The organism is Streptomyces sp. NBC_01341, assembly GCF_035946055.1.
Taxonomy (GTDB): domain Bacteria; phylum Actinomycetota; class Actinomycetes; order Streptomycetales; family Streptomycetaceae; genus Streptomyces.
Genome location: NZ_CP108364.1, coordinates 3,749,108 through 3,765,359, shown reverse-complemented (window position 1 = coordinate 3,765,359; position 16,252 = coordinate 3,749,108). Strand labels below are relative to the sequence as shown.

The following is a 16,252-nucleotide window of genomic DNA, read 5'->3' as shown; positions in this document are numbered from 1 at the left end:
CTAGCGGCGCGACATGTACATATCGAGCGCCTTGTGCAGCAGCTTGTTGAGGGGGAAGTCCCATTCCCCGACGTACTCGACGGCTTCCCCGCCGGTGCCCACCTTGAACTGGATCAGCCCGAAGAGGTGGTCGGTCTCGTCCAGCGAGTCGCTGATGCCGCGCAGGTCGTAGACGGTCGCGCCCATGGCATACGAGTCGCGGAGCATCCGCCACTGCATGGCGTTGGAGGGACGGACCTCGCGCCCGATGTTGTCGGAGGCGCCGTAGGAGTACCAGACGTGGCCACCGACGACGAGCATCGTGGCAGCCGAGAGGTTCACTCCGTTGTGCCGGGCGAAGTACAGCCGCATGCGGTTGGGGTCCTCGGAGTTGAGGACCGTCCACATCCGCTGGAAGTACGAGAGCGGGCGCGGCCTGAAGTGGTCTCGCACGGCGGTGATCTCGTACAGCCGCTGCCACTCGGCGAGGTCCTCGTAACCGGCCTGCACGACCTCGACGCCGGCCTTGTCGGCCTTCTTGATGTTGCGTCGCCAGAGCTGGTTGAAGCCCTTCAGCACGTCCTCGAGGGAGCGATTGGCCAGCGGCACCTGGAAGACGTAACGCGGCTGCACGTCGCCGAAGCCGGCTCCGCCGTCCTCGCCCTGCTGCCAGCCCATCTTGCGCAGCCGGTCGGAGACCTCGAAGGCGCGGGGCTCGATGTGGCTCGCCTCGACGTCGCGGAGCCGCTTCACGTCGGGATCCTGGATGCCCGACTTGATGGCGGCCGAGTCCCAGCGCCGGATGACCACGGGCGGGCCCATCTTCACGGAGAAGGCGCCCTGCTGCTTCAGGTGGGCGAGCATCGGCTGGAGCCACTCGTCCAGGTTCGGGGCGTACCAGTTGATGACCGGGCCCTCGGGAAGGTAGGCGAGATAGCGCTTGATCTTGGGCAACTGGCGGTAGAGCACCAGTCCGGCGCCGACCATCTCGCCGCTCTTGTCGAACCATCCGAGGTTCTCGGAGCGCCACTCGGTCTTCACATCAGCCCACGCCGGGACCTGGCAGTGACTGGCCGAGGGGAGGCTCTGGATGTAGGCCAGATGCTGTTCTCGGCTGATGGTCCTCAGGGTCAGGCTCATGCTGGGGCGCTCCTCGGCAGGTGTGTCCCCATCGGTCAGGGGCTCCGGCTCTCGCGCCGAAGCCTACTGTGGCCGACGGGCGCCCGGCCCGGCCCCGTCGGGACCGAACCGGGCTGCCGCCTCGCCGCATGGCCTGCTGGAGCGCTGCGGGGGTGGCCGACCGGAGTCGCCGGAGGTTCTGCCGGTCAGGTGATGACGCCGCCGAAGAGGCCCCCGTGCGCCATCCCGAGGTAGAAACCGACGGCGGCGGAGCCCATGCCCATGATGAAGCCGAATCGCTGCCAGGTGGTCTTGGAGTGGTACTGCCCGTAGGCGCCCACCAGCACGCCGATCAGGCCCGCCCACGAGCTGAGCAGGTGCAGGCTGTGGAACTGCGCCGCCACGAAGGCGAGGATGCCCAGCACCCCTGTGACCGCCATCAGCGCTTCCTGGAGCGGATGGGGCCTGCCGTCCGTGGCGAACAGCGAACCGGTGGCGGGACGGGCGTTGGCCACGCGGCTGGGAGCCGTTCGGCCGCCGGGGGACCGCATTGTCTGCGCCATGGAGCACCTCCTGGCAGAAGAGCGGTGCGATGTTGTGCCGATCACACCGCGACTGTCTCGATTGTGCGCCCTGAACACCGGATTTCAACCGGAAGCCCGTCTGCGGGTACTCTGTACGGTCTGCACCCGTGTCTGCCTTGAGCCAGCACAGCAGCTCCCCTCGATCATCGAAGACGGGCGCTGTCAGTGGCGGCTGTTTTACTCGGAGACACTGTTGCTTACGCATCACGACCCTCCTGCCACGGAACGACCGTGGCCGCTGAGTCCAAAGGAGGTGGGTTCCACATGCGTCACTACGAAGTGATGGTCATCCTCGACCCCGATCTCGAGGAGCGAGCTGTCTCCCCGCTGATCGAGAACTTCCTCTCCGTCGTCCGTGAGGGCAACGGAAAGGTCGAGAAGGTCGACACCTGGGGCCGTCGTCGTCTCTCTTACGAGATCAAGAAGAAGCCTGAGGGCATCTACTCGGTCATCGACCTGCAGGCCGAGCCTGCGGTCGTCAAGGAGCTCGACCGACAGATGAACCTGAACGAGTCGGTCCTCCGGACCAAGGTCCTCCGTCCCGAGACCCACTGAGCATCTAGCTCAGTGGTTCCCGGGTTCGAGTAGCAAGCAGCCAGAAGCAATCCCCGCCGAGAGGTTCACCCATGGCAGGCGAGACCGTCATCACGGTCGTCGGCAATCTCGTCGACGACCCCGAGCTGCGCTTCACCCCGTCCGGTGCGGCGGTCGCGAAGTTCCGTGTCGCGTCCACTCCCCGCATCTTCGACCGGCAGACCAATGAGTGGAAGGACGGCGAAGGCCTGTTCCTCACCTGCTCGGTCTGGCGTCAGGCGGCGGAGAACGTCGCGGAGTCGCTTCAGCGAGGCATGCGCGTCGTCGTGCAGGGCCGGTTGAAGCAGCGGTCCTACGAGGACCGTGAGGGCGTCAAGCGCACGGTCTACGAGCTGGACGTCGAGGAAGTCGGCCCCAGTTTGAAGAGCGCCACGGCCAAGGTCACCAAGACCAGCGGTCGCGGTGGCCAGGGTGGCGGCCAGGGTGGATACGGCGGTGGCCAGCAGGGCGGCGGCAACTGGGGCGGCGGTCCCGGTGGCGGTGGCCAGCAGGGCGGCGGCGGTACTCCCGCCGACGACCCGTGGGCCACCAGCGCGCCTGCCGGCGGTCAGCAGAGCGGGGGCCAGCAGGGCGGCGGAGGCGGTTGGGGCGGAAGCTCCGGCGGTTCCGGCGGATCTGGTGGTTCTGGCGGCGGCTACTCGGACGAGCCTCCCTTCTAGGGCTGCTCGTACCCCCACTTCTTGATCACACAGGAGAAACACCATGGCGAAGCCGCCTGTGCGCAAGCCTAAGAAGAAGGTCTGCGCGTTCTGCAAGGACAAGACCCAGTACGTGGACTACAAGGACACGAACATGCTGCGGAAGTTCATTTCCGACCGCGGCAAGATCCGTGCCCGCCGCGTCACCGGCAACTGCACGCAGCACCAGCGTGACGTCGCCACGGCAGTCAAGAACAGCCGTGAGATGGCGCTGCTGCCCTACACGTCCACCGCGCGATAAGGGAAGGGTGACCGAATCATGAAGATCATCCTCACCCACGAGGTCACAGGCCTCGGTGCCGCAGGTGACGTCGTGGACGTCAAGGACGGGTACGCCCGTAACTACCTGGTTCCGCGTGGCTTTGCCATTCGCTGGACCAAGGGTGGCGAGAAGGACGTGGCGCAGATCCGCCGCGCCCGCAAGATCCACGAGATCGCGACGATCGAGCAGGCCAACGAGATCAAGGCCAAGCTCGAGGCCGTCAAGGTCCGGCTGGCTGTTCGCTCCGGCGACGCCGGCCGTCTGTTCGGCTCCGTCACCCCGGCCGACATCGCTTCGGCGATCAAGTCTGCCGGTGGCCCGGACGTCGACAAGCGTCGCGTCGAGCTCGGCTCGCCGATCAAGACGCTTGGCGGACACCAGGTGTCCGTCCGGCTGCACCCCGACGTTGCCGCGAAGCTCGGCATCGAGGTCGTTGCTGCCTAAGGGCACAGCTCAGCAGAGCTAGGTGAAGGGCCGCACCCCTGGGTGCGGCCCTTCGTCGTGTCGTGTGAATGGGCAAGACTGCCCGTTTCACGTGAAACGGGCAGAGAGATGACTGCCCGCCTTGAGTGCAGCCGGATATACAGGGGGCTGGGTGCTTGGTGGGCGAGGGGCTAACAGGCACAGACCGGTTTCACGTGAAACGAACGTGCCGGGACCGTACATGCTTCAGCGCGTGGCGCCGGTGACGATCCAGCGCCCCGAACGCGCACGCAGCCAGAGTGTCACCAGCCGTACTCCCATCATCAGCGTCATGGCCCACCAGAGAGCGGTGAGACCGCCTCCGAAGCTGGGGACGAGGAGCGCGAACGGAGCGAAGACTGCCAGGGTCAGGATCATGGCCGAGGCGAGGTATCGGCCGTCCCCCGCCCCCATGAGGACTCCGTCCAGCACAAAGACCACACCGCAGATCGGCTGGGAGAGTGCCACCACGAGCAAAGCGGGGAGAAGGGTGTGCTGTACATCGTTGTCGCTGGTGAACAGGGGGACGAACAGCGGCCGGGCGAGCACGATCAACAGACCCAGTACCACCCCTGACGCGATTCCCCACTGGATCATCCTGCGGCAGGCCTCCCGGGCGCCCTCTGTGTCGCTCGCTCCCAGGTACCGGCCGATGATGGCCTGGCCCGCGATGGCGATCGCGTCGAGCGCGAAGGCCGTGAGGCTCCAGAGCGACAGGATGATCTGGTGTGCGGCGATGTCCGTATCGCCGAGTCGTGCGGCCACCAGTGTGGCGATCAGCAGGACTGCCCGTAGGGAAAGGGTGCGGACCAGCAAGGGGATACCCGCTTGGGCGCTGGCGCGGATGCCCGCCAGGTCTGGACGGAGCGAGGCTCCGTGCTTACGCGCTCCGCGCACGACGACGATCAGGTAGACGACCGCCATCGCTACCTGGGCGATGACCGTTCCCCACGCGGACCCTGCGATCCCGAGGCCGGCACCGTAGACGAGGGCGAGGTTGAGGGCGCCGTTCACCGCGAATCCGCCGATTGCGACGTAGAGGGGTGTGCGGGTGTTCTGCAGTCCGCGCAGTACTCCGGTGGCCGCCAGGACGATGAGCATGGCCGGAATGCCCAGGCTGGAGATCCGCAGGTAGGTGCTGGCGTACGGTGCTGCGGTGTCGGACGCACCGAAGGCATTCACCAGCCATGGAGCCAGGGGAAGGGTGAGCGCGACCACCACCACGCCGATGAGAAGGGCGAGCCAGATGCCGTCCATGCCCTGCCGGATGGCGGAAGCGAGATCTCCCGCGCCCACGCGGCGGGCGACGGCAGCGGTGGTGGCGTAGGCGAGGAAGACGAAGATGCTGACCGCGGTGGTCAGCAGAGCCGCCGCGATGGCCAGGCCAGCCAGTTGAGGAGTGCCGAGATGGCCGACGATGGCGCTGTCGACCATCACGAAAAGTGGCTCCGCGACGAGAGCGCCAAAGGCGGGGACGGCGAGCGCGATGATCTCGCGATCATGTCTGCGGCGGGACGGCCGCCGGTCGGCGGGGGCCTGGGTCATGGGGGTCAATCTAATCTTCCACAGGTAAGAGATGCAAACCCTATGGAGTCCTTACTTAAGTCGCAGCAACGACGGCTCTCGGGGGCTGGTTACGGTGATCTTGAGCTGAGGGCAAAAGTTTTTCTCTCCCACAGCCCGTGGACGGAGAAAGGCCAGTTCACAGGGGGTGCAAGGGATCCGGTATGAGTTTGTCCACAGTGCTGTCCCCCGGTCCGTGCACAGGTTCTGCCGAGTTCTCCACAGCATCTGGTCCGTCGTCCACATGCCCTGTGGATAACCAGATTGGCTGACGGTGCCGACGGGCCTACCGTGGTGCGGCGCCCGCACTCCGTCTCGGCTCGGAAAACCGCAGAACCAGACGCGCCGGAACCGGAGTCGGGCGTCTTGTTTGTCGGTGCCGTGCCGTAAGAAAGAGTGGCACGGCTAGGTCCGCGACGCGGACGGGAGGAGGTGGCCCGGTGAGCATTCCCGAGCCTTTGGACGATCCCTGGGCCGACGTCGGTCCCAGTGACCGTCTGCCCGTGTCCCGTCAGCGCCGCGGAGAGGGCAAGGGGCGCGACGAGCAACACGAGCGCGGCCGCGAGAGCGGCTGGGACGGCGGATCGGCCGGCTTCGAACGGGTGCCTCCGCAGGATCTCGATGCCGAACAGTCGGTGCTCGGCGGCATGCTGCTCTCCAAGGACGCCATCGCCGACGTCGTGGAGATCATCAAGGGTCACGACTTCTACCGGCCGGCCCACGAGACCGTCTTCACGGCGATCCTCGACCTCTACGCCAAGGGGGAGCCGGCCGACCCCATCACCGTCGCGGCCGAGTTGGTCAAGCGCGGCGAGATCACCAAGGTCGGCGGAGCTCCGTATCTGCACACCCTGGTCCAGTCCGTCCCCACAGCGGCCAATGCCTCGTACTACGCGGAGATCGTCCACGAGCGGGCGGTGCTCCGCCGCCTGGTCGAAGCCGGTACGAAGATCACGCAGATGGGATACGCGGCAGACGGCGACGTAGACGAGATCGTCAACTCGGCCCAGGCCGAGATCTACGCCGTCACGGAACAGCGCACCAGCGAGGACTATCTCCCGCTCGGCGACATCATGGAAGGGGCTCTCGACGAGATCGAGGCCATCGGGTCCCGAAGCGGTGAGATGACGGGTGTGCCGACGGGCTTCACCGACCTCGATGCCCTGACGAACGGCCTGCATCCCGGTCAGATGATCGTCATCGCGGCCCGCCCGGCCATGGGTAAGTCCACACTGGCCCTGGACTTCGCCCGTGCCTGCTCGATCAAGAGCAATCTGCCGAGCGTGATCTTCTCCCTGGAAATGGGGCGTAACGAGATCGCGATGCGCCTGCTGTCCGCCGAGGCACGCGTGGCGCTGCACCACATGCGGTCGGGCACTATGACCGACGAGGACTGGACGAGGCTGGCCCGGCGCATGCCCGACGTCTCCGCCGCTCCGCTCTACATCGACGATTCGCCGAACCTGTCCATGATGGAGATCCGGGCGAAGTGCCGTCGCCTGAAGCAGCGCAATGATCTGAAGCTGGTGGTCATCGACTATCTGCAGCTGATGCAGTCCGGTGGCGCCAAGCGGGCCGAGAGCCGTCAGCAGGAGGTCTCGGACATGTCCCGAAATCTCAAGCTCCTGGCCAAGGAGCTGGAATTGCCGGTCATCGCGCTCTCCCAGCTGAACCGTGGCCCCGAACAGCGCACCGACAAGAAACCGATGGTCTCCGACCTGCGTGAGTCGGGTTCCATCGAGCAGGACGCCGACATGGTGATCCTGCTTCACCGGGAGGACGCGTACGAGAAGGAGTCGCCGCGCGCGGGCGAGGCGGACCTGATCGTCGCCAAGCACCGTAACGGTCCGACGGCGACGATCACCGTGGCGTTCCAGGGCCACTACTCGCGGTTCGTGGACATGGCGCAGACCTGAGGCGCCGCTGTGTAGCGGCTCCAATTTCGTGTCGGAATCTCACGGTCGGTGTCGGATCGAAGTCGGATCCGACACTGAGCCGAGATTCGCAGGTCGCTGCCGTGGCTCGTTCGAGTGAAAGCGTTGCTGGTGTGCTCCCCACGACCTGGGCGGCCTCGACAGCGCAGAGTTCCGGGCGACGTCCTTGCGGTTCACAGCGCTTCAGATCCCTGAACTCGCACACGCCCTCCAGCAGGAAGCCCTCTGCCGGGATAGTTTGCCGTGCTTCCTGCCGAATGCGACCAGTGGCTCCGACGGTGTTCTTTGTCAGTGTGTGGGTGCAGGGGCTGGATGTCACCGGCCCATACGCGCGGCACCGACTTGCGCGATTCCTGGCAGTCCTGCCGGTGAGCCGGGACGGCTCCGAAGACCCACATGGCCGTGAGACAGCACCCATGCCAACCCGCGTGAGACACCGCCAAGACCTGCAGGTCACAGCGTCGCGATAAGACACCGAAAGCGAGAACCTACAGCCGCCTTAAGGGCCTCTTGATCCGCGCCGTAGGTGCGGAACCGCCAGAACCACCAGATCCAGCAGAGCCGGTGCCTGTCGTCGGCACATCTGGTGTAGTGCCGACAAGCGCGGTACAGCGGAGCCGGTCCTCAGGGGCGAGAGCCGGCACCCGAAGGGCCAAAGCGCTCAACTCCGAGGCGGGTCCGGGGCTTCGTCCTGGCCGCGGCCGATCGCGGCCAGCGCGCGGTCCAGGATCTCCTGGACCCGGCCGACGGCCGAGACGGTGGTCAGCAGGCCCTGTGCCCTGTAGTGGTCGACGACAGGCGCTGTCTCGCTGCGGTACACCTCCAGCCGCCTGCGCACAGTCGCCTCGAGATCGTCGTCGCGCTGGTACAGCTCACCGCCGCAGAGGTTGCAGCGTCCTGCCACCTCAGGCGGGCTGTACTCGACGTGGAAGATGTGCCTGCGGTCCTGACGGCACAGCCGCCGCCCGGCGATACGCCTGACCACCTCGGCCTCGGGGATCTCCAGGTCGAGCACGGCATCCAGCCTCGACTCCGAGGCTGCCAGGATGCCGTCCAGAGCCTCTGCCTGGAAGCGATTGCGGGGGAAGCCGTCCAACAGGAATCCCCGCACGGTGTCCGCGCGGGCAAGGCGCTCTTCGATCACCTCGATCGTGACCTCGTCCGGCACCAGAAGACCGGCCAACATGTGCGTGTGGGCGTTCCGCCCGAGCTCGGAACCCTGGTCGATGTGCTCGCGCAACAGGTCACCGGCGGAGATGTGCTGGATCGACAGATGCGCGGCGAGGCGCACTGCCTGCGTGCCCTTGCCCGCTCCGGGCGGACCGATCAGAAGGATGCGCATCGATGAGGTGTCCCTTCGTCATGCGTGAACAGTTCCTGGGATCGAAGTGGCCGGGCGCCGTGACGAAGTGGACGGCACCCGGGGAGCATCCCAGCCCGGCAGGCCGCGCCACAACCGGCTTGCGGGCCGATCACAGCAGCCGGGCGCCTGGCCCTTGCCGCGTCCGCCCCGGGACTCGAGGCGCACGGGAAACGGTTAGCCGGATGATCGCCGTACGGGCCATCCTTGGGCATGAACTCTTCCGAATCCCTGCTCCCCGGCACTCGACGTGCCCTGCTCCATCGTGTGGCCACCGCGCAGTCCGAAGGGCGGACTCCTTCGCTCGTCGCCGCGGTGCAGCGGGACGGCCGGATCGCCTGGAGCGGTGCCCGGAGCTGTGTGGAGGGCCATGCCCCCGATGGCGACACCCAGTTCCGGATCGGCTCCATCACCAAGACGTTCACCGCGGTGCTGGTGATGCGGCTGCGGGACGAGGGCCTGCTGGACTTGGACGACCCTCTGGAGAAGTACCTGCCCGGTACTGACGCGGGCCAGGTGACCGTGTTCCAGCTGCTCGGTCACACCGCGGGTCTGGGGGCCGAGACGCCCGCTCCGTGGTGGGAGAGGACGCCGGGAGACACCCGGCCGGGACTGGCCGACGTGCTGGGCGAGAAGCCGTTGATGCATCCCGCGGGCCACGGCCACCACTATTCCAACCCCGGTTACACGCTGCTCGGTTCACTCGTGGAGAAGCTCCGGGGAGCGCCCTGGGCCGACGTACTGCGCCGGGAGGTCCTGGAACCTCTCGGGATGGACCGTACGACTCCTGAGGCTCGGGCCCCGCACGCCGGAGGCTGGGCCGTCCATCCGTGGGCGGACGTCATGCTGCCGGAGCCGGCCGAGGATCTCGGGCTCATGGCTCCGGCCGGCCAGCTCTGGTCGACCACCACCGATCTTCTCCGCTTCGCCTCCTTCATGGCCCGGGGCGACGAGCGTGTACTGCGGGCCTCCTCGGTCGAGGAGATGCGTGCCCCGGCCGCGCCGCTCGAAGCAGGCGAATGGGCCGCCACTTACGGACTCGGTCTGCAGGCTGTGCGACGGAGCGGCCGCACGCTTCTGGGTCACTCGGGATCGCTGCCGGGCTTCGTCGCCGCTCTGTGGTTCAGCGTCGAGGACGATGTGGCTGTGGTGGTGCTCTCCAATGCCACTTCCGGTCCGCTCACGGGTTCGATCGCTGCGGACCTCCTGCAGATCGTCGCGGACGCCGAGCCGAGGATTCCCGAACCGTGGCGCCCGCTCCCAGAGTTCGACGAAGAGCTGCTCGCGCTCACGGGCCCCTGGTACTGGGGCACTCACGTCTACGGCCTGAAGCTACTGGCCGACCGAGGTCTGGAACTTGTGCCGTTGCGCGGGCCCGGTCGTTCCGCCCGGTTCCGGGCGCGCACCGACGGGACGTGGACGGGCCTGAACGGCTACTACGCGGGGGAGACCCTCAGAGTCGTGCGCGCGGCCGACGGCACGGTCGATCACCTGGACCTCGGGTCGTTCGCCTTCACGCGGGAGCCGTACGAGCGGGGCGCGGACGTCCCCGGCGGCGTGGACGAAGGAGGCTGGCGAGGTCTCGCCACCTGAGGGGCGTGGCCGGCGTTTCACGTGAAACGCCGGCCACCGCGCCGTAGTCACGCACCCTTCGCCGGCCGTATCCGTGCCCTCGGCGCCCACGTCTGCTGCCCTCAGCTCGCGGGCCCACCGTCCTCAGCCCTCGCGCCCGGGGCCCCTGCTCCCTGTGCGGTCCGCCCGGACCCGTGCCGCGGCCCGGGAGCATGCGCGCACGTCCCTCGGGCGGGCAGGGGGGATCAACCCGTCAGCTCGCGCTCCAACGGGGTGCGGAAACGGGGAGTGACCCGGGCGGGGCCCACCCATGCCGACAGCCGGGCAGCCTCTGCCTCGATCAGTCGGGAGCCCTCTTCGCCCACGTCGGACAGGAGTCGCCACACCAGCTCACCGTCCGCACGCTGGGCCCAGCCGCCCACGATCCTGCCGTTCCACCACACCGTGGGGCCGACGTTGCCGGCTCGGTCGAAGAGCACGGCGCGATGATCGGCGGACAGATGGAAGCCGCGGTCGGCCCAGCCCATCGCGCTGGGGTCCAGGCCGGGCAACAGAGCCGCCCAAGGCTCCGGTGCCGGTTCCGGGACATGATCACCCGGGGCGACCAGGCCCACGGCCCCGCTGTCGAGCAGTACCTCCTGCGCGCCGGCGGCGGCCAGAGCCGCACGCGTGTCCCGGACGCCCCAGCCCGTCCACCACTTCAGATCCCCCTCGGTGGCCGGACCGTAGGAACGCAGCCAGCGTCCGGCCACCTCCGCCCGTGCTGCGGCGGGCTCCGACGCGGGCCATGGCTCGGCGGTCGTCCAGCGGAACTGGCTGGAGGTCCATGAACCGCGTGGCCGGTCGCGTCGGATCCGACCGTCCGCGGCGAGCACTCTGATGACGCGCGAGGCGACCCCCTGCACCGACTCCTGCCTCGTGCCCGGGAAGACCGTGATCCTCGTACGCAGGGCCGGTACGACAGCGGAGAGCTCGCTTCCCGTCGCCTGCCCTCGGGTGGCCAGAGCGGTGAGCGTCTCGGCCTCCGTGGCGGCGAGCCACCGCTCGTCCAGGCCGTTGCCGTCCTCCCGCAGATGCTTGAGGAGCTTGAGGCGTTCCTTGGCTGCCACTGCGCGTGCGCTCGCCGCGTCGACGAACGGTGCGACGTCCGTGGACACCGTGAACAGGGTGTTCCGCATCGAGAGCAGACGGACCAGCGCGACGTCCTCGTAGAGCGCCCGCTCCACGACGGCCGTCCCGGGGTCGGAGAGGCGCGCGCACACGGAGAGATGGAGCGTCGCGGCGTCAGTCGCGTGCAGGGCCACCAAGGCGTCCGCCACGGCCACGACCGAGTCGGTGCGCACGGACGCTGCCAGCAGATGACGTCGCCCCAGTCTGCTTCTGCGCTGCTCGTCGTCGATGCGGTACATGTGTGCCTGCCTTCTTGGAGGCGGGGACTTCCCGGGTCCTACGGATTCACAGTGCGAGTTTGAACCCCACATGGCTCGCCGTGAAGCCGAGCCGCTCGTAGAAGCGGTGGGCGTCCAGGCGGGTGGCGTCCGAGGTCAGCTGTACCAGTTGGCAGTCCTGGCGGCGGGATTCGTCGACCGCCCACTGGATCAGCTGGGTGCCGAGACCGCTGCCCCGTTCGTCGGCGTGGACGCGGACACTCTCGATGAGGGAGCGGGTGGCCCCGCGGCGCGACAGTCCGGGAACGACGGTGAGCTGCAGTGTCCCCACGACACGGCCCTCGCGCACGGCCACGACCAGATGCTGGTTCGGGTCGCCGGCGAGCCGCTGGAAGGCGGCGTGATAGGGGGCGAGGTCGTCCGGGGACTCGCGCTGCGCTCCCAGCGGGTCGTCGGCGAGCATGGCCACGACGGCCGGGATGTCCGTGGGTGCGGCAGGGCGTATGACGAGATCGTTCATGATCGGCAGAGTACGCAACTCACCGGCCCAGGAGAGGACCTTGAGCGCCGCGGGTTCCGGGGAGGGTGGGCCCGGACCGTTGAACCCGAAGCGCGCGTCGCGTTCAGGAGGTCGGTTCAGGCGCTCATCGCGCGCACCCGGTCAGTTCGAGCGCAGGGACCTGGGGACAGGCCGCCCTGCGCGTGTCGTGCTTCAGGCAGGCACCTTGAGTGCTTCGACCGTCCGGACGAGCGGAGCGAGCTCCGGGTTCTCGGCGGCCTCGTCCAGAGCGGCGCGCAGCGCGGTGTCGTTGGTGGGCCTTGCCTCGCCGAGAAGTTCGAGACCCGCGTCCGTGACATCCGTGTAGATGCCCCGGCGGTCGGTGTCGCAGAGGTAGCGGGTGAGCAGACCACGGTCCTCGAGTCGTGTGACGAGCCGGGTGGTGGCGCTCTGGCTGAGCACCACGGCGTCGGCCACCTGCTTCATCTGCAGATGTCCTCCCGTGCCGCTGTGCTGGCGGCTCAGGACGTCGAGCAGCGAGAACTCTCGCGCACTGAGGTCGTGGCTGGACTGCAGCGCCCGCTCGATCCGCGCCTCGATCTTTCCGTGGAGCAGAGAGAGGGCGCACCAGCTCTGAGCCAGGGCCGTCAGTGCGGGATCCGTCGCTGTCATGGGTCTTCCCTCCGTGCGGGAGCTGCTTGCCTCAAGGATAGGGCACGCACGCAATAGCCCGCGTTTGCAATTAACCTGCGCCTGCAATTATTGTGAGCGCTCGTAAAGCGCAGACGCAATCTCTCGGAAGGTGGCACTCATGCCGCTCGCGCTCCTCGCCCTGGCCATAGGGGCCTTCGGTATCGGGACGACAGAGTTCGTGATCATGGGACTCCTCCCTGATGTCGCGGCGGACTTCCACGTCTCGATTCCGACCGCCGGCTTCCTGGTCACGGGCTACGCCCTGGGTGTGGTTCTCGGTGCTCCGCTGATGACGGTGCTGGGCACCCGGGTGACTCGTAAGCGCATGCTGATGGTTCTGATGGGGCTGTTCATCGTGGGCAACGTCGTCTCCGCGCTCGCTCCGACGTTCGGTGTGATGCTCGCGGGGCGGGTGATCGCCTCTCTCGCCCACGGGGCCTTCTTCGGCATCGGATCCGTCGTGGCGGCAGATCTGGTGGCGCCGCAGAAGAAGGCCGGCGCCATCGCCATGATGTTCACCGGCCTCACCGTCGCCAATGTCGTCGGTGTGCCGCTGGGGACCTACATCGGGCAGAACTTCGGCTGGCGGCTCACGTTCCTGGTCGTCGCCGGCCTGGGAGCCCTCGGGCTCGCCGGCGTCGCCAAGCTGGTGCCCGAGCAGCCGAAGCCCCGAGGTGTCAGGATCCGGCACGAGCTGGCCGCGTTCCGCAACGTCCAGGTGCTGCTCGCCATGGCGATGACGGTGCTCGGGTTCGGAGGGGTGTTCGCGGCGATCACCTACATCACGCCGATGATGACGGAGACCGCCGGATACGCGACCTCGTCCGTCACCTGGCTGCTGGTTCTCTTCGGGCTCGGAATGGTCGGCGGCAACCTGCTCGGCGGCCGGTTCGCGGACCGACACCTGATGCCCATGCTGTACGTGTCCCTCGGCGCTCTCGCCGTGGTCCTGGCCCTGTTCACTCTGACCGCGCACAACAAGGTCGGGGCAGCGATCACCATCGTCCTCATCGGTGGCCTGGGCTTCGCGACCGTCCCGCCGCTGCAGAAGCGGGTCCTCGACCAGGCGGCGGGTGCGCCGACCCTGGCCTCGGCCGTCAACATCGGGGCCTTCAACCTGGGCAACGCGCTGTCGGCCTGGCTCGGAGGCATCGTCATCGCCGCAGGGTTCGGTTACACCGCGCCCAACTGGGTCGGTGCCGTACTCGCCGGCTCGGCGCTCCTCCTTGCGGCGTTCTCCGGCATGCTGGAGCGCCGCACGGTCACCCGGGACCCGCTGGCCGTCGGCCGGTCTCCCGAGACCGTCGCAGGAGGTGGCCGCGGCGGGTCGGGCCCCACGGCTTCAGTACCGATATCGCGGTGATGAAGAGGTACGTGGCCGTGGCCACCGAGGGTGCGATGACGAGATCGATGTCGGTCGCACCCCGCGCCGCGGCCTCGTCGATGCCCGGGCGGAGCAAGAAGACCGACAGCCCGGCGGTGACGAGTGTCAGCCAGAACTTCACCCAGACCCATCGGTGCCTGGCCAGGCCCCATGGGGTGCCGAGCGCAAGGATCAGCCCGCTGACAAGGGAAAGCAGGGCGACCGGCGTCACGAGCCAGTCGGCGAGCACCTTCATCGCGCGGGTGGCAGCCGTCGCCATCGTGGTGTCGTCGGTGAGGAACGCGGCGAGGCCGAGAGCCAGCAGGCACACGGTGAGGCCGAGCCAGCCCACGGACACCGCTACATGGGCGACGAGCATGCTTCGGCGCACTGGGCGCTTGAGTGGTTTCACGTGAAACACGGTGCCAAGCGCGGGACGCGGGGTCATCCGGCGGCGGGAGTATTCACGTCTACTGGCCTCGGCGTACACGACGGACCCCACCCGCGCCGGTCGGGCTCGGGCCGCGGTGAGAAGGCTCAGCCCAGGTCGGGGGCGTGCAGGGCTCGTACTCCCTCGATGTTGCCGTCCAGATAGTGACGCAACGAGAGCGGCACCAGGTGCACCGCCGCGATGCCGACACGGCTGAAGGGCACCCGCACGATCTCGTACTCCCCGCAGGGTTCGTCGATCTCCGGACCGTGACGGAGCGAGAGGTCCATCGATGCCAGCCGGCAGACGAAGAAGTGCTGCACCTTCACGCCTTTGACGCCATCGCCGACGATGTGCTCGACGGTGTCGACGAAGCACGGCACGACATCGATGACCTTGGCGCCGAGCTCTTCGTCGATCTCGCGGTGGAGCGCCTCGACGACGGAGGAGTCCTCCTCCTCGACTCCGCCGCCCGGCGTGACCCAGTACGGGTCGACCCCGGGCTTCGTGCGCTTGATGAGGATCAGGTCATTGCCGTCCAGCAGGACGGCTCGGGCTGTGCGCTTGACCACAGGACGTTCGGTCATGGCAAGAGAGTGGCCCAGGAAGGTCGATCTGAAACTCCTGTCGGCAGACCGGTCACCAGTCCACGGCAGCGCGCGTCAGCCACTCGTGCGCCCGCGCGATGTGCGGGAGGCCGAGTGTGCCGGTCCTGGCGATGAGGAAATAGGTGCGGAGCGGGGGTACCGGAGGGTCGAGCAGCGCGACGATCTCGCCGCGCTCCAGCGCGTTCGCGCAGAGGTAGCGGGGCAGCACCGCGAGACCGGTGCCGGCCGCGGCGCATTCCAGCACGGCGCGCAGGTCGGGAACGATGACTGCCGCGGAAGCTGCGGGGCGGCTGTCGAAGACGGCCGCCCAGTAGCGCGAGACCAGGGGAAGGCTCTCGTGCACCTCGACGACGGGGAGTTGCTCCAGCAGGACGGGTCCCTTGTGCTTCAGGGCTCCCGGCCCCAGCCGCCCGGCCCAGCGCGGTGCCGCGATGAGTACGTGTTCCTCGTCGCAGAGCGTCGTGGAGGTCAGCAGACCGCCCCGCGGGCGCGCCGTCGTGATGGCCAGATCGTGGTGTCCGGCAGACAGTCCTTCCAGCGCTTCCTCGGCGTTCGCCAGGAAGGTGCCGCGCAACGCGAGTCCCTGCGAGACCAGGGGGGCCAGGGCGGGCATGGCGCGCAGCGAGGTGAACTCGGGAGGGCCCGCCAGATGCAGCGTCCGTACGCCCGACTCGTCGTCCAGGCCGGCTTCGACTATGTCCACCAGTGCGTCCAGGTGCGGAGCGGCCCGGTGGGCGAGCTCGTCGCCCACGGTGGTCGGGGTGACGCCGCGGGCCCTGCGCAGGAAGAGGGGGCGGCCCAGCTGCCGTTCCAGGGTGCGGATCTGCGAGGTGACGGCGGGCTGGGACAGGCCGAGCAGCGCCGCGGCCCTGGTGAACGACCCGGCCCGGTGCACTGTGACGAACGTGCGCAACAACGCCAGGTCCATGGTCCCCCCTTGCCCGCCCGGTCCGTCCGCCCGTCCGCCCGTCCGCCACAACGATAAATATGTCGATAGGTCGCTGCCGCTACTGTGATTGGACACTGACGCACAGTCAACTAGCCTTTTCGAAGCGGTTCTTCACGAGGAACCGGGGCGGTCCGAGTCACGAGGGGGGAGACTCGGACCGCTCGTCCCCAGCAGGACCGGTCCGGTGGACGGGGA

At 68.0% G+C, this 16,252-nt stretch carries 17 protein-coding genes; 7 read left to right on the top strand and 10 right to left on the bottom strand.

All coding sequences use genetic code 11. The features are described from left to right. Together OG206_RS16615 and OG206_RS16610 are read right to left on the bottom strand one after the other, a co-directional pair. Entirely contained in the window at nt 1-1,119 is a 1,119-nt protein-coding gene (locus tag OG206_RS16615) for a lipid II:glycine glycyltransferase FemX (RefSeq protein ID WP_327116763.1), read from the bottom strand. A gap of 185 nt (nt 1,120-1,304) precedes the next feature. After that, complete coding sequence (locus OG206_RS16610; RefSeq protein WP_327116761.1) at nt 1,305-1,661, bottom strand: hypothetical protein; 357 nt, start codon at nt 1,659-1,661, stop codon at nt 1,305-1,307. Nucleotides 1,662-1,946: 285 nt separating this feature from the next. Here OG206_RS16610 and rpsF point away from each other — a divergent pair, with 285 nt between their 5' ends. The 4 genes from rpsF to rplI all read left to right on the top strand — a co-directional run bounded on the left by rpsF (nt 1,947) and on the right by rplI (nt 3,680). Further along, entirely contained in the window at nt 1,947-2,237 is a 291-nt protein-coding gene (gene rpsF / locus OG206_RS16605) for a 30S ribosomal protein S6 (protein WP_006604399.1), read from the top strand. A 71-nt stretch (nt 2,238-2,308) separates the two neighbouring features. Beyond that, entirely contained in the window at nt 2,309-2,935 is a 627-nt protein-coding gene (locus tag OG206_RS16600) for a single-stranded DNA-binding protein (RefSeq protein WP_327116758.1), read from the top strand. A 43-nt stretch (nt 2,936-2,978) separates the two neighbouring features. Then, the gene (gene rpsR, locus OG206_RS16595; RefSeq protein ID WP_003967857.1) at nt 2,979-3,215 is read left to right on the top strand and encodes a 30S ribosomal protein S18; all 237 of its coding nucleotides are present in this window, start codon (nt 2,979-2,981) and stop codon (nt 3,213-3,215) included. 18 nt (nt 3,216-3,233) lie between these two features. Further along, a complete protein-coding gene (gene rplI / locus OG206_RS16590) occupies nt 3,234-3,680 on the top strand; it encodes a 50S ribosomal protein L9 (protein ID WP_327116756.1) in 447 nt (148 codons plus the stop codon). A gap of 225 nt (nt 3,681-3,905) precedes the next feature. Here rplI and OG206_RS16585 read toward each other — a convergent pair whose 3' ends face one another. Continuing rightward, nucleotides 3,906-5,243, bottom strand: coding sequence for an MATE family efflux transporter (locus OG206_RS16585; RefSeq protein WP_327116754.1), 1,338 nt, complete (start codon nt 5,241-5,243; stop codon nt 3,906-3,908). A 476-nt stretch (nt 5,244-5,719) separates the two neighbouring features. Here OG206_RS16585 and dnaB point away from each other — a divergent pair, with 476 nt between their 5' ends. Then, on the top strand, nt 5,720-7,177 hold the full coding sequence (dnaB, locus tag OG206_RS16580; protein WP_327122297.1) for a replicative DNA helicase: 1,458 nt from the start codon (nt 5,720-5,722) through the stop codon (nt 7,175-7,177). A 679-nt stretch (nt 7,178-7,856) separates the two neighbouring features. Here the strand turns inward: dnaB and OG206_RS16575 are convergent. Beyond that, on the bottom strand, nt 7,857-8,537 hold the full coding sequence (locus OG206_RS16575; RefSeq protein WP_327116752.1) for an adenylate kinase: 681 nt from the start codon (nt 8,535-8,537) through the stop codon (nt 7,857-7,859). A 231-nt stretch (nt 8,538-8,768) separates the two neighbouring features. On the opposite strand from OG206_RS16575, the gene OG206_RS16570 reads away from it, so the two are divergent. Then, complete coding sequence (locus OG206_RS16570) at nt 8,769-10,148, top strand: serine hydrolase domain-containing protein (RefSeq protein ID WP_327116751.1); 1,380 nt, start codon at nt 8,769-8,771, stop codon at nt 10,146-10,148. Between the two features lie 224 nt (nt 10,149-10,372). Here OG206_RS16570 and OG206_RS16565 read toward each other — a convergent pair whose 3' ends face one another. The 3 genes from OG206_RS16565 to OG206_RS16555 form a co-directional block, all read right to left on the bottom strand. Then, nucleotides 10,373-11,536, bottom strand: coding sequence for a winged helix DNA-binding domain-containing protein (locus tag OG206_RS16565; protein WP_327116749.1), 1,164 nt, complete (start codon nt 11,534-11,536; stop codon nt 10,373-10,375). Nucleotides 11,537-11,582: 46 nt separating this feature from the next. Continuing rightward, nucleotides 11,583-12,035: a GNAT family N-acetyltransferase gene (locus OG206_RS16560; protein WP_327116746.1), complete on the bottom strand. Its 453-nt coding sequence runs from the start codon at nt 12,033-12,035 to the stop codon at nt 11,583-11,585. A gap of 192 nt (nt 12,036-12,227) precedes the next feature. Then, on the bottom strand, nt 12,228-12,686 hold the full coding sequence (locus tag OG206_RS16555) for a MarR family winged helix-turn-helix transcriptional regulator (RefSeq protein WP_327116744.1): 459 nt from the start codon (nt 12,684-12,686) through the stop codon (nt 12,228-12,230). A gap of 139 nt (nt 12,687-12,825) precedes the next feature. Between OG206_RS16555 and OG206_RS16550 the strand changes: the two genes are divergently transcribed. Further along, nucleotides 12,826-14,070 (top strand): MFS transporter, encoded by a 1,245-nt coding sequence (locus OG206_RS16550; protein ID WP_327116742.1) that lies wholly within the window; start codon nt 12,826-12,828, stop codon nt 14,068-14,070. On the opposite strand, the gene OG206_RS16545 is transcribed toward OG206_RS16550, so the two are convergent. The 3 genes from OG206_RS16545 to OG206_RS16535 form a co-directional block, all read right to left on the bottom strand. After that, nucleotides 13,970-14,482 (bottom strand): DUF2269 domain-containing protein, encoded by a 513-nt coding sequence (locus OG206_RS16545; RefSeq protein WP_327116740.1) that lies wholly within the window; start codon nt 14,480-14,482, stop codon nt 13,970-13,972. The genes OG206_RS16550 and OG206_RS16545 overlap by 101 nt on opposite strands. 125 nt (nt 14,483-14,607) lie before the next feature. Beyond that, a complete protein-coding gene (locus OG206_RS16540) occupies nt 14,608-15,087 on the bottom strand; it encodes an NUDIX hydrolase (RefSeq protein ID WP_327116738.1) in 480 nt (159 codons plus the stop codon). Nucleotides 15,088-15,139: 52 nt separating this feature from the next. Further along, complete coding sequence (locus tag OG206_RS16535; protein WP_327116736.1) at nt 15,140-16,036, bottom strand: LysR family transcriptional regulator; 897 nt, start codon at nt 16,034-16,036, stop codon at nt 15,140-15,142. Nucleotides 16,037-16,252: the final 216 nt, after the last annotated feature.